Origin of the sequence: Pseudomonas sp. TJI-51, assembly GCF_000190455.2 — a bacterium.
Classification (GTDB): Bacteria; Pseudomonadota; Gammaproteobacteria; order Pseudomonadales; family Pseudomonadaceae; genus Aquipseudomonas; species Aquipseudomonas juntendi.
The window spans coordinates 69223-81792 of record NZ_AEWE02000020.1 but is presented as its reverse complement, the minus strand read 5'-3'; the positions used below and the strand labels follow the sequence as shown (position 1 = coordinate 81792).

At 53.3% G+C, this 12570-nt stretch carries 10 protein-coding genes; 6 read left to right on the top strand and 4 right to left on the bottom strand.

All coding sequences use genetic code 11. The annotated features are described in order from the left end of the window. Positions 1-88: 88 nt before the first annotated feature. Entirely contained in the window at positions 89-1342 is a 1254-nt protein-coding gene (gene hpxO / locus G1E_RS05490) for an FAD-dependent urate hydroxylase HpxO (protein WP_009682455.1), read from the top strand. Between the two features lie 478 nt (positions 1343-1820). Here hpxO and G1E_RS05485 read toward each other — a convergent pair whose 3' ends face one another. Both G1E_RS05485 and G1E_RS05480 read right to left on the bottom strand, forming a co-directional pair. After that, entirely contained in the window at positions 1821-2819 is a 999-nt protein-coding gene (locus tag G1E_RS05485; RefSeq protein ID WP_009682456.1) for an isopenicillin N synthase family oxygenase, read from the bottom strand. A gap of 95 nt (positions 2820-2914) precedes the next feature. Continuing rightward, on the bottom strand, positions 2915-3862 hold the full coding sequence (locus tag G1E_RS05480; RefSeq protein ID WP_009682457.1) for a LysR family transcriptional regulator: 948 nt from the start codon (positions 3860-3862) through the stop codon (positions 2915-2917). Positions 3863-4167: 305 nt separating this feature from the next. Between G1E_RS05480 and G1E_RS05475 the strand changes: the two genes are divergently transcribed. From G1E_RS05475 to G1E_RS05455, 5 genes are all read left to right on the top strand, one after another. Continuing rightward, entirely contained in the window at positions 4168-5316 is a 1149-nt protein-coding gene (locus tag G1E_RS05475) for a hypothetical protein (protein ID WP_232247636.1), read from the top strand. 52 nt (positions 5317-5368) lie between these two features. Continuing rightward, positions 5369-6217 (top strand): aromatic ring-hydroxylating dioxygenase subunit alpha, encoded by an 849-nt coding sequence (locus tag G1E_RS05470; RefSeq protein ID WP_009682459.1) that lies wholly within the window; start codon positions 5369-5371, stop codon positions 6215-6217. A 23-nt stretch (positions 6218-6240) separates the two neighbouring features. Next, positions 6241-7998, top strand: coding sequence for a Rieske 2Fe-2S domain-containing protein (locus G1E_RS27035; RefSeq protein ID WP_033690311.1), 1758 nt, complete (start codon positions 6241-6243; stop codon positions 7996-7998). 10 nt (positions 7999-8008) lie between these two features. Continuing rightward, positions 8009-8653, top strand: a complete 645-nt coding sequence (locus G1E_RS05460) for a glutathione S-transferase family protein (RefSeq protein WP_009682461.1) — start codon at positions 8009-8011, stop codon at positions 8651-8653. Between the two features lie 120 nt (positions 8654-8773). Continuing rightward, a complete protein-coding gene (locus G1E_RS05455; protein ID WP_009682462.1) occupies positions 8774-9763 on the top strand; it encodes an isopenicillin N synthase family oxygenase in 990 nt (329 codons plus the stop codon). Between the two features lie 94 nt (positions 9764-9857). Here the strand turns inward: G1E_RS05455 and G1E_RS05450 are convergent, their stop codons facing one another. Beyond that, positions 9858-10658: an outer membrane protein OmpK gene (locus G1E_RS05450; RefSeq protein ID WP_009682463.1), complete on the bottom strand. Its 801-nt coding sequence runs from the start codon at positions 10656-10658 to the stop codon at positions 9858-9860. 346 nt (positions 10659-11004) lie between these two features. Then, on the bottom strand, positions 11005-12348 hold the full coding sequence (locus G1E_RS05445; protein ID WP_009682464.1) for a nucleobase:cation symporter-2 family protein: 1344 nt from the start codon (positions 12346-12348) through the stop codon (positions 11005-11007). Positions 12349-12570 lie beyond the last annotated feature (222 nt).

Here is a 12570-nt window from a genome sequence, read left to right as displayed (position 1 = left end):
GGGGAGCATGCGTGGCATGCTACCCGTGTCCCGGGGCGCGGACACTAACCAGTGCTGGTGGAGGTGCTCTCCCAATTCACACTGGCAAATGACCAGGAACAATCAGCCCAAGCGATCTTTTCATCTCTTCATCTTTGGTGCGTTCGCAATGACTCTTTCACCTTCTAACTCGAAGCCGTTGGATATCGTCATCATCGGCGCAGGCATCGGTGGGCTAACGGCGGGTATTGCCCTGCAACGTCACGGACATCGCGTACGGCTGTTCGATCGGGTTGCAGAGCTGACACCTGCAGGCGCAGCGATCTCCGTCTGGCCCAACGGCGTCAACATCCTAGAAAAGCTTGGTCTCGGAGATGAGATCAAAAGCTTCAGCGGTAGCATGGACACCATGAGTTACAGCACGCACAAAGGTGCCCTGCTAACCCGCTTCAGCCTCGAACCGCTATATAAATCCGTCGAGCAGCGCGCTTGCCCCATCGCCCGTACAGTCTTGCAGAAAGTCCTGCTGAATGCCTGTGGCGCTGAGAACGTCACTCTGAGTGTGAGCTGCGACAGTGTCGAGGCTCAGGAGGGCGGTGTGCTGGTGAAGCTCTCCGATGGCCAGCGCATCCAGGCCGATCTTGTGGTGGCCGCTGACGGTACCCACTCGCGGCTGCGCAACTACGTGGCAGGCTGCGAAGTAGCGCGTGACTACTGCGGCTATGTCAACTGGAATGGGCGCGTGGACGCTAGCGACGATCTTGCTTCTGCTGCCGAGTGGACCCAGTTTGTCGGTGACCAAAAACGCGTTTCGCTCATGCCTATCGGCAACGGCCAGTTCTACTTCTTTTTCGATGTACCACTTCCCGCTGGAACTCTCAATGTGCGGGAACGCTACCGTGAAGAGCTGTACAGCCACTTCGAAGGCTGGGCTCCTCCAGTGCGAGCCCTAATAGAGCGTATGGATACCTCCATCGTCAGCCGCGTCGAAATCCACGACATAGCGCCAATCACCAGCTTCGTCAAAGGCAGGGTAGTTCTGCTGGGCGATGCGGCGCACCCCATGGCGCCTGACTTGGGCCAAGGAGGCTGTCAGGCTATGGAGGATGCCTGGGTACTTGCCAAATGCCTGGAGCTAAGAGCCGCTGATGTCGTAGCCGCGCTTGACCTCTACAACACCGCTCGTGTCGATCGCACCGCGCAGATCATGCTGCGTGCCCGTAGCCGGTCAGAACTGACCCACGGAAGAAGCCCGGCGCATACGCAAGCTTGGTATCAGGAGCTCGCGCAGGAGACAGGGCAACGTGTAATTGCGGGGATCGTCAAAACTACCCTAGGAGGCGGGGAAATGGTACTCGGCTGATCCGGAAGTGACCAACCCTGCCTGCGCAATCTGAGGCAGTAATGATCTCCCTTGAAAGTCTCTTCAGACGCATAGGCGCCTGGTCGATCAGGTCATGGGTGGCATCTGCGTCATTACCGATCGAACCATGCGTTCAACCAGATAACCTTCACCTGCGACCTGGATTGTACCTGTGCAAGGGCGGACACCATCGCCCTTGATGCTGGAGTTTGGAGGTGGGTTCGCCGAACGCATACGTTCGAGTAGCGATCTCGACTGCTCATGCTGATAGGTCCAACCGTGATTGCTCCAGGGGCCGCTCTACACGAGGTCCACTTTCAGTTGGTGCCCGGCATACCTCGCAAAAGCTGCCGTCAAGCCCAGCCGGTGACCATTCCCATTCAGGCGCAAGTGTTTCATCGTCCCAAAGCTTCGTGCGGGGCATTGTCAGAATGGCTGGATAAAGGCCAGTGCGATCGCGCTGGCCGTGCAGACCGCATTACATGGCGTAGGTTTTGCGGAACATGTTTTTGTAGTGGTCCTCGACAGTGATCACCGGGTACTTGGGCGACTCTCCTGGAATGAGGCATTGATGGATACACTCGATCTTGTGATCAACATTTCCAGAATAGAAATAGGGCACTGAGTAACGCTCGTTCCCTGACAAATTCACCACCCGATGCAAGGTCGAGCGATACAGATCGTTGGTCCAGCGCGAAATCAGGTCGCCGATGTTTACCACGTAGGAGCCAGGCACAGGCATCGCCCAAATCCAGTCGTTACTTTCCTGATCCCAAACCTGCAAGCCCGAATTGTCGTCCTGGAGTAGCAGCGTCAGGCCGCCCCAATCGGTGTGTGCTCCGCAACCTTTTTCACCAGGTGCTGCCGAAGGGGACTGGGGAGGATAATGGAGCAGCCTTAAGGTCGTCATCGCATCGTGGCAGAAGCTGGCAAAGTGCTGCTCAGGAAGACCCAGGGACAGCGCAACACCTTGCATCAGCAGTTGCGCGACACCCTCCAGCTCCCTTTGGTATTGCTCCATCGTTGCACGAAACTCAGGCAAGGCTTCTGGCCAGAGGTTTGGACCTTGGTTGAACTTACCGTTCAAAACATCGGGGTGGTCGAGCGGTTTATCCTGCCCGATATAAAATCCCTCTTTGACATCGGCGGGCGCCCCGGCCTCAAGCACCTGATTGCGTAGTGGTTCGTAGCCTCGATTTGCTTGAGAGAGCGACTTATCAACCTTGGCTTTTTCCTCGGGTGGCAGTGCAAACAGCTTCGCTGCCTGGTCGATGACTCGCTGCTGGAGGGCCGAGGATATCTCGTGACCAGTCACATAAAAGAACCCTTTATCGCGGCAAGCCGCACCGATCTGCCGGCCTACCTTGGCACGTACATCGATGTTCGATGAGCGCAGTCCGGACATATCGATGATCGGCAGCGATGCAGCCGTATCGGAGATTTCAATGGTTGTAGGTACGAGTTGAGCGTTTGACATGGGAGCAACTCCTGCGTGAAGACTTTTAGTGTCATCGGTTGAGCCGCTTACGAAAAGCATCGATTATCGCTCTAGCTGATGCTTTTTTGGCATCGCTAGCCAAGAGTCCTGTAATCAGCGGCTTCTTGGCGCTCGCGGAGCAAAATCTCATCTGCGAGAATTCTGGCAAAGGCATCGACAGCAGTCGGGATATAACGACCTGCCCGCTTATACAACCCAAGATCGCAAAAAATCCCGCCGCCATCCGTTAGCGGCAGCATTTTTAGCAGCTTCGCCTCCATTTGCGCCTCAATACCAAATCTGGTCTGGAAAGCGATGCCACGGCCCCGGAGCACCATCTGCTTAGCAAGCTCGAGTGAGCCAGACTCAATTCGGGCTTTGCCTGGGATATTCGCTGCCTTGAGCAGAGCCGCCAATCGATGGCGAGTCGATAATTCAGGTTTACCCAGGATGAGATCGTAATCGGCGCAAGCACCGAAACTGACTTGTACCCTTGCGCCTAATGCATGTCCTGGGGGCACTATTGCGCCAAGTCGAAAATGCCCGAGGGCTAGCTGCTGAAGTTCTTCGTGTCTGGGCAGCGCAAACGCCAAACCAAGGTCAGCGGCTCCCTCGACGATCGCGTCAGGAATGCGATCAGCACCGCAGAGAGAAACCCCAATAGTCACCCTCGGATAACGCTGATGCATTATCTCCATCACCGTGGGTAAGAGGTCGACCGCTAGCGTCTCTACCGTTACCAGTTCTACATGCCCAGCACGCAGCCCCTCCATGGCGTCAAATTCTGCGCGCAGTCTTTCAACGTCATGCAAAACCACACCGATGTGACGCGCGAATAACTCGCCGGCAGGCGTCAATCGAAGTCCGGAATTGAGTCGATCGAACAGGGGGGCACCAATGTCATCTTCGAGCTTAAGGATCTGACGGTTTACCGCTGATGAGGCGACATTCAAACGCCGCGCGGCTTCGCGGATGGACTCGCAACGGCGGACCATATCGAAGTAAGTGACGGCAACTGAGTGAAACTTTAAACGGCGAGCCATTGTTAATCCCTCAAATCACTATGCGGGCTTAAAGGTCTTCAGCCCAAGCGATGCTAGGGCAAAGACTGGAGGTAGCACGCGTGCGCAAGCAGACATACACCTCACCAGCGCACCAATCTGAATCACAAAAGAAGATTGGCGCACCTCTTTGGCGCTAAAAGCCTCGCCAAGAATCTTCGGACGCTTTCATCAAAAGCTGTCCGACCAGTCAAATAGAGGGCTAGCCCTATCAATCAAGTGAATTGGCACAGGAAGTGCTTTGACATCGGCATAACTGGTATACCAGATTGTGCATCTGGAAAGCCATGAAATTTGATGATGACAGCAAATGGCCTTTGACTCTGGCACACGCGATAGGGGATCAACACATGAAAAAGATGTTCAAGCTGGGATGTGCCGGTCTAGGCATTCAAGCGTCATCCATGGAGCGGCCAGTTTCCCTGGTCGAACTGCCCATCCTCGAGCAGTTCAAGCTGGTAAAGGAAGCCCAAGTTTGGGATTTCATCGATCGTATTCCGAACAATCGTCAGGAGCTGGACGAGTACATCAAGGGCAGCCAACTCTACGATCTGCCGGTACTGTCGGGCAGTGGCTGCTACACCTTGGGGCTCGATGAGGCAGTCATCAGGGAAAACCTGGATCTCACCGTAGAAGTAGGCGGCAAGTACCACAACTTCATGGTTTGGGCCAAACACAAGGACGGCCACTACGTCACCAATGAGGAAGTGGCTGCCTGCTACCTCGACGCTTATGAATACGCTGCCAAATCTGGGGTCATCATCACCTTCGAAAACCACGTTGACATGTGGTCAGAAGACTACCGGCGAGTGCTGGAAGTAGCCGATCTGGTTGAGACTCGCGGTGTGCCATTCAACATGGCGATGGATTACAGCCACTGCATCTTCAAGATTGAAAATGAGGTCGAGCACGCGGTTTCACAGATGCGCGGAGATAACGAGGCCATTGCGATGCTTGACCCGTTCAATTCCGATAGCTACGCAGATCAATGGCTTAGCCGCAACCTAGTGCACTGGGCGCAGATGCGGCCAGCAGCACCGAACGGCCCATTGAACTGGTGGGGCTTTGAGACTGGCCCTTGGGACGCGAAAGGTATTGACCGCCCAGGTCGATCTATTCAGTACCCATTCGAGCGTCCAGCCAAGGGGGAATGGCACACCGATATGTGGCATGCGCACAAGTTGGCTTGCACCAAAGAAGTGACCCGCAAAGTCATCGATGCGTATCTGCAAAGTGACGACACCTCGCTGTCGCTGATGACCATCGACAACATCAATCTGAACGCCTACGGCCTAGGCTGGAAATACAACATGTTCGCTGACAGCTGCGCCTACGCGAACTTCGTTCGTGAGCTGTATGCCGAGCGTGCGGCTGTCCATCAAGCCCGCAGTGCTGTTTCACCTACCGAATTCGTTGCCCAGTACCGGGCCCAATAACCGTGACTGCCCCGGTCACTCCACGGTGCGCCGGGCTTCAGAAGGCATTTTCATGCACGCAGAAAACAGCTTTGTAATCGACGACTGGTATCCCGTCGGGGCGCTGGCCGAGACAGTCAGCGGCCGGAAATACCACACTCGAATTTTAGGGACGGAGATCTGGTACCAACTTGCAGATGGCACTGTATCCGCCGGGCTGGCAGATAACACGGCGGAGCTAGCGTCCAAGAGCATTTATGGTCTGCTTTGGGTGTCACTAAGCGATAACCCTAGGGACGTCATTGCGATACCGGAGTTCGCGGAAGCGGACCGCAGAGTGGTCAGCGCAGGCTCGATCCGAGTAGCTACGTCAGGACTGAGGGTTATCGAGAACTTTCTCGACATGGCGCATTTTCCGTTTGTTCATACCGACATTCTTGGCGCGGAGCCCCTGACCGAGGTTGCCGCTTACGATGTCGAAATAGATGAAGCGGCTGATGAAATTCGGGCAGTCAATTGTCGTTTCCCGCAGCCCAAGGGGTCAGCAGCTGCGAGCGAGCCGGTGGAGATGCAATACGTCTACCGGATAGCTCGCCCTTTCATTGCCATCCTCTACAAAACATGTGTGATCGATGCCAACCGCTTGGATGTGCTTGGACTTTTCGTGCAGCCGGTGGATCAGGAGAGCAGCATCGCTCACACGATCATGTGCTACCTGGACGACATCAATACCGACAAACAACTGCGCGACTTTCAGCAGCGCATTTTCGGGCAGGACATCATGATCCTGATAAACCAAGTCCCCAAGGCCTTGCCCCTTAATCCAAGACATGAAACCCCCGTGCGAGCGGATGCACTCTCCAGTGCCTATCGACGCTGGCTTAATGACAGAAACGTGACGTTCGGCACCACCCGTGGGTGAGCTGTATTAGCAGGTGATGAGATATGGTTTCGTTGAATCAACAATGGCACGTGATTGCCAGCTCTGAAGACTTGCCGTTCAGGCATGTGTACCAGACACGTCTGCTTGGCCAGGAGCTTGCCGTCTGGCGTGACGACGCAGGTGAAGTAAACGTATGGGAGAATCGTTGCCCACACCGTGGTGTGCGGTTAAGCCTAGGCGTGAATGTCGGCGACCAGCTCAAATGCCAATACCACGGCTGGAAATACGAGAGCGGCTCGGGGCAGTGCTCCTTTGTACCGGCACATCCCGGCGCAAAACCTAGCACTGCATGCGTTCGCACGTTCCAGTGTACGGAGGTGAACGGTGTAGTTTTTGCTCGGCTTGAGGCCGCTGGATCTGAACACAAACCGAACAACTCTGCACCGATCGATGCAGCCGTAGCGAGCAACCTACGCAGTCATACTGTTCCCATGAGCGCCACTGCAGCCGCAGGCTTGCTCAAAGAAGCAGCAACGTTATTCGCTCCTGTTTTGGGCAGTTCTACCGATGGGGTTCAGGTGCTGGCCACCGGCCTTATTATAGACCTGAAGTGCGCAGGCCTTTTGGACACCCTACGGCTGTTCGTGCAGCCGGAGTCGGATGGACGAGCAGTAATTCATGCTCGCCTTTTCTCTAACCAACCCGTGTCCTTAGAGCGTAAGTCGACTTTCATTGATATTCTGGGAAATTTGTTCTTGCCCGCGCGGGAGAGCACTAGCAACGTCGCGGCTCCCCCTGTCCGACTAATTGCATCTGATGCCGTACCAGTGGCGGCAACACGCAAGGCTACAGCGAACCACCAGTTCTGGTGCACCGTGACGTCACGTCGTAGTGAAACTCCGGACATTGACTCTTATTGGCTCACGCCTGACGAGCCACAACAATTCGATCTCGAACCGGGAATGCATGTCAGCGTGCTCACGCCCTCCCGACACCTACGCCAGTATTCTTTAGTGAACACCCCGGAGGAACGGGACGTGCTGGTGATCGGAGTCAAGCATGAAGTGAACTCACGAGGCGGCTCGCGCAGCATGCACGCTGATGTGCACGTCGGCACCAAAATCCTGGTCTCACTACCACGAAACCAGTTCATCCTACAGCCGCCTGGCCGCACACCATTGCTGATCGCGGGTGGCATTGGGGTCACACCGATCTTGGCGATGGCTTTGCATCTGCAGTACGTAGGGCGCCCCTATGGTTTTCATTACCTGGCGCGAGGTGAGCAACATATCGCCTTCCCGGATCGAATCGCTACCTTGGCCAGTGATCATCCACCTTATCTAGGATTGGATGTCCTTGGGACCCAACGAACGATCACTGAACTGCTGCAGTCGGTGGATAGCGACAAGCACGATGTGTACGTTTGTGGTCCACAACAGATGATCGAGTTGGTGGCTACAGTTGCTCAGCAAGCGGGGTTTACCCCAGAGCAGATTCACTTCGAGTACTTTGGTCTGACGCCTTCCACAGGCTCAGGCCCCGCCACCACAACGACCGGGTACCAAGTCGCAATAAATTCTACAGGCCAAGAGTTCACCGTCGAACCAGGGCAAACACTTCTAAAGGCGTGTCTGGATCACGGCATAACAATAGATTACTCCTGCGAGCAAGGCGTCTGCGGGGCTTGCGTCACCCCTGTTATCAGTGGCGATATAAATCATGAAGACGTCTACCTTTCCGCCAAAGAGAAGGAAAGTGGGAAGCTAATCATGCCATGTGTGTCGGGCTGTAATTCCAAGAAGCTGGTGTTGAATATTTAATCGGTGCCCCATGTTAAAACTTTACGATTTCGAGTTGTCTGGCAATTGCTTCAAAGTCCGATTAATGATGTCGATTCTAGGTCTAAAATACAAGACCGAGGTTGTGGAGTTTTACCCAGGGCGGGAACATAAAACCCCAGCATTTCTGAGAATTAATCCGATGGGGCAATTGCCAGTTTTGCAGGATGGTGAAAAAACCATTCGAGACTCCCAGGCGATATTGGTTCATCTCGCTGCGATGTATGACTCGACGCGTCAATGGTATCCGGTCAATCGCCCCGACGTGCTTGGAGATATCCAGATCTGGCTAGCATTCGCGGACAGTTTGACTGGGTCCATCTCAGCTGCTCGGTTGCACGAGCTTTTCATGTACGACTTCGATGCTGAGAGTTGCCGCTCTCGCGCTTACGATCTGCTGAATGTAATGGATAAGCATCTTTGGATGCAGCGTCAACAGGGCTTCAATTATTTATGCCCGTTGGCACATGCGACTGTGGCTGACATTGCCTGTTTTCCGTATGTAGCGATGGCCGACGAAGCAGGACTATGCCTGCAAGATTATCCCTCCGTACGTTTGTGGCTGGATGCAGTCAAGCGAGTTCCTGGATTTACAGTAATGTCGGGGATTTTCCCAGCAGGAGACGCACCGCACTAATCAGGATTGGCACTGGGCGAAGCGCCGAGCCGAGCATCGGCGCCCGAAAATTCGTGCCGAACCGATTCAATTTGAAACGCTGCCTTGCTACTAAAACATTTGGCTGAATGAGGCTTGGAAATGGTCATTTACACCCCGCCATCAGTGGCAAAAAACATTCCTGTTATCGATTTGCTCGACAGCTTTTCTCACGATATTGAAAAACGCAAGGCAGTAGCTTGGGAAATTCATAAAGCTGCTCGACAGACTGGTTTTTTTTACATTAAAAACCACGGCGTTCCGTTAGAGCTGCAACAGGCGCAATTCGCGGTGGCCAAAGATTATTTCCGAACTCCGCTTGAAGATAAGATGCGAATTAACTCTAAGAAATCGAGTTGTCTGCGTGGCTATGAGCCTATCGCGGCACAAACCTTGGACGAGGGTTCGCCACCCGATTTGAAGGAAGGGTTCCTTTTGGGGCGAGAGCTAACCGAGGCGCATCCCCATGTTCAGCGCAAGACTCCTTACCATGGCCCCAATCAATGGCCAGAAGGGAATCCACGTTTTCGTCAGCATACCGAAGATTACATGCAGTACATGGATCTACTCGGCCGTAGGCTGGTTCGCTTACTCGCGCTATCACTGCAACTGCCTGAAGACTTTTTCGACGAAGGTCTCAAGGAACCAATGATCATCACTCGGATGCTTCACTATCCAAGTCAGCCGGCCGATGCTCGTGAAAATCAGCTGGGTGCCGGCGCACACACCGACTGGGGTCTAATCACTCTCCTGCTGCAGGATGAAGTGGGTGGTCTGGAGGTACGTAATGCCGACGGGGAATGGCTGAAAGCCCCCTACATTGATGGTACTTTCGTTGTGAATCTGGGCGACATGGTTCCGTTGCTAACGGATGGCCTGTATCACTCCACCATGCATCGGGTCTTCAACGCGAGACAAGACGCCGCGCGTTACTCGATTCCTACCTTCTTTGACCTGGATTACTACTACGAGGTCGAAGTAGTACCGTCACTTCGCAAGCCTGACACTACCTACCCGGCACCTATCACGGTTGGGGGGCACATTGCTGCGATGTTCGACAAGACGTTCGGCGTCACCAAAGCCACGGTATAATCACTCGCCGGAATGCAAAGGCCACCCTCGGGTGGCCTTTTTAATTTCTGGCTCTGCCAACTATAAATGGCGAACTACCAGCCCGCCACTATAGTTAAAAATAGTATTTCACAATCAGGCTTGTCACATTCTGATTGGTATTGAACTCCTTGGTACTCTTAATGGCGTACTTGTTAGACCAATTATTATACTCGATACCTGCATAGAAGTGCTTCGCTTTATAGCCTAGATACTTGCCAATGTCATATTTTACCTGGGGATTGAAGAGCAAATTGCGATGGTAGCTCCCCTTGTTATTGACTACCCAGTCCAAATAACCATCGATAACTAGATCGGAGCGTCCCATCGGAATCGTATAAGCCCAGCTTGGAGTAATCTGCCATTGACCAGAGGGCGCGGCGCCGCCATCTGGCTTGCGGTAATAGAAATTTATCTGGAAATAATCGAATCCTGGAAGAGCGAGATCAAATCCCGGGCCTAGTAGATAATTGACCTGATCGTGTGAACCGTTCCGGTCGTTCTTATCCCATTCAATGCTTGTTGCGATTAGCACATCCTTGATCGGACCAAAGGCAAGGTTGCTGTTGAACATTTTGCCAAGTGAAAGACGCGGCGCCGTCTCACTGTAGATAGAATGATGCCCGTCATTGTAGGTCCCACCTCCTGGATACCAGTTGTTATCAATGAAAAAATACACGTCGCCCCACGACCAATCGCTAAAATGTTCATAGGTGATGGTCTGAACAGTCTTGGCATCGACTTTGAACTCTTTACCATATTGGTATGTAAGGCTGTCGCTATGCCAATTCATGTCTGCAAATGCAGATAGTGGGAGACAAGTGATACCCAGCAGCCCAGCAGAGCCTACCGCAGCGACCAACTTATTAACTTCCATCTTACCTCCAATATATAAAACTGACCGAGCGATCAGCTATTTATACATAGCAAGTATGGGGCCAGCCAAACACTCTATTGCGCAGATTTTACCGACGAAATCAACACATAAAAAAATCTTTTGCGCTGTGTGAGAGCATATAAATAAATGGCGGCGTATTACGGTGCGGGATAATCTCTCTCTCTTGCAACGTGATGGTGCGGCCGCGCCCCATAATAATCGGGAGTTTCAGAGGCAAAAAAAAGCGACCGATAACGGTCGCTAAGCGCAATCCTGACCTGGGAGCATTAAGGCAGGTACCACTTCATATTTTCTAAAACATTTATCAACATTACTGAGTTCTACTTTATAGAGTTTGCGATTGAGCAGGAGTTGATTCGGATCCTTGACGCATTGGTTTCGCAGCTACTCCATTGAAGAACAAATTAAGGAGAGTGGCGACGATCGCGGTTAGTAGAATAGGACTTTCAAGAATAGGCCCTAACGCAGACGGTAACTTATTGAAGAATTGCGGAGACACTACCGGCAGCAGGCCTACCGCAAGGCTGATCGCCACTATATAAAGGTTGCCCACTTTCTTGAAGTCTACCCGAGCCAAGACCTTCATCCCGCTAGCAGTCACCATGCCGAACATTACAATGCCCGCACCACCCAACACAAAAGGAGGTATGGAGGCGACGAAATACGCGACCTTCGGAAATAACCCAAGCACAATCAGTATCATTCCGGCAAAAGCGCAAACCCAACGGCTCCGTACCCCGGTGATACTCACCAGGCCTATGTTCTGCGCATAGGAGGTGTAAGGGAACGTGTTGAATATGCCGCCAATCATAGTGCCTGCAGCATCAGCACGAAAACCCCGAACCAGCGTTCGCTCGTCCATTGGTTTCTCTACTATCTCGCCTAGGGCGATGAACATTCCGGTGGACTCGATGAAGGTGACCAGCATCACGATGCACATGGCTGCGATTGGCCAGATATGGAAGGTCGGTATGCCGAAATGAAAGGGCTTGATAAGCCCGAACACTGGTGCTTCCTGAATCCCCTCCAGGCTTACTAAACCCGCCACCGCAGCCACTGCGAACCCAAATACTAGCCCTAGAAGTACAGATATGTTATTCAGAAAACCCTTGGCATACCGCACAATTAGCAGAATACAGACCAACACTGCGGCAGCGATTCCAAGGTAGAGAGGTCGACCAAAGTCCGGATTCCCAAAGCCGCCGCCAGACCAAGCGGCAGCTACGGACATTAGCGAAAGTCCTACTGCGACGATCTCTGTTCCCGTCACCACGGGCGGGAAAAAACGCAGGAGTTTCCCCACCAATGGCGCGACAGCCAAGCCGAACAAACCAGCAGCGATGGTAGCCCCAAAGATTCCCGACAAGCCCACTGTAGCGTCGGAACCGATTGCAATCATGGGGCCAATAGCTGTGAACGTTACCCCCATCATTACAGGCATGCGAATACCTATTGGCCCCACACCTAACGCTTGAATGATCGTGACGATCCCGCACGCGAATAGGTCGGCGTTGATTAGAAAAGCGATGTCGGCCTTAGACAATCCAAGCGCCGCACCCAGCACCAATGGAATCGCCACGGCACCGGCGTACATCACCATTACGTGCTGGCATGCCATTAAGAGCATTGAAATGAAGCGCGCATTATTTCTAGGTGGAGAGTTCTTCATACAGACCTGCGCTGTGGGGCTCCTTGCTTATGGCAACTGGCTGGAGCTAGTAGTCGAAGTAGACTCTGAAATGCCAGATTGGATATCTGGTATACCAGTAGCCATCTGACGCAAGCATCCTTCATGCCAGATCCACAAGCTGTCTCGGTGATCAGGTTTCTGAGGGCTGCGCCGGGATTTTATGTTGGGCTTTTCGACCAAAACGCCCCTTTTCGGACCATT

Excerpts from the sequence above, each read along its gene's own strand:
- G1E_RS05480 (WP_009682457.1), bottom strand. The coding sequence starts at position 3,862 with ATGGCTCGCCGTTTAAAGTTTCACTCAGTTGCCGTCACTTACTTCGAT.
- G1E_RS05470 (WP_009682459.1), top strand. The coding sequence starts at position 5,369 with ATGCACGCAGAAAACAGCTTTGTAATCGACGACTGGTATCCCGTCGGG.
- G1E_RS05485 (WP_009682456.1), bottom strand. The coding sequence starts at position 2,819 with ATGTCAAACGCTCAACTCGTACCTACAACCATTGAAATCTCCGATACG.
- G1E_RS27035 (WP_033690311.1), top strand. The coding sequence starts at position 6,241 with ATGGTTTCGTTGAATCAACAATGGCACGTGATTGCCAGCTCTGAAGAC.
- hpxO (WP_009682455.1), top strand. The coding sequence starts at position 89 with ATGACCAGGAACAATCAGCCCAAGCGATCTTTTCATCTCTTCATCTTT.
- G1E_RS05445 (WP_009682464.1), bottom strand. The coding sequence starts at position 12,348 with ATGAAGAACTCTCCACCTAGAAATAATGCGCGCTTCATTTCAATGCTC.
- G1E_RS05460 (WP_009682461.1), top strand. The coding sequence starts at position 8,009 with ATGTTAAAACTTTACGATTTCGAGTTGTCTGGCAATTGCTTCAAAGTC.
- G1E_RS05475 (WP_232247636.1), top strand. The coding sequence starts at position 4,168 with ATGAAATTTGATGATGACAGCAAATGGCCTTTGACTCTGGCACACGCG.
- G1E_RS05450 (WP_009682463.1), bottom strand. The coding sequence starts at position 10,658 with ATGGAAGTTAATAAGTTGGTCGCTGCGGTAGGCTCTGCTGGGCTGCTG.
- G1E_RS05455 (WP_009682462.1), top strand. The coding sequence starts at position 8,774 with ATGGTCATTTACACCCCGCCATCAGTGGCAAAAAACATTCCTGTTATC.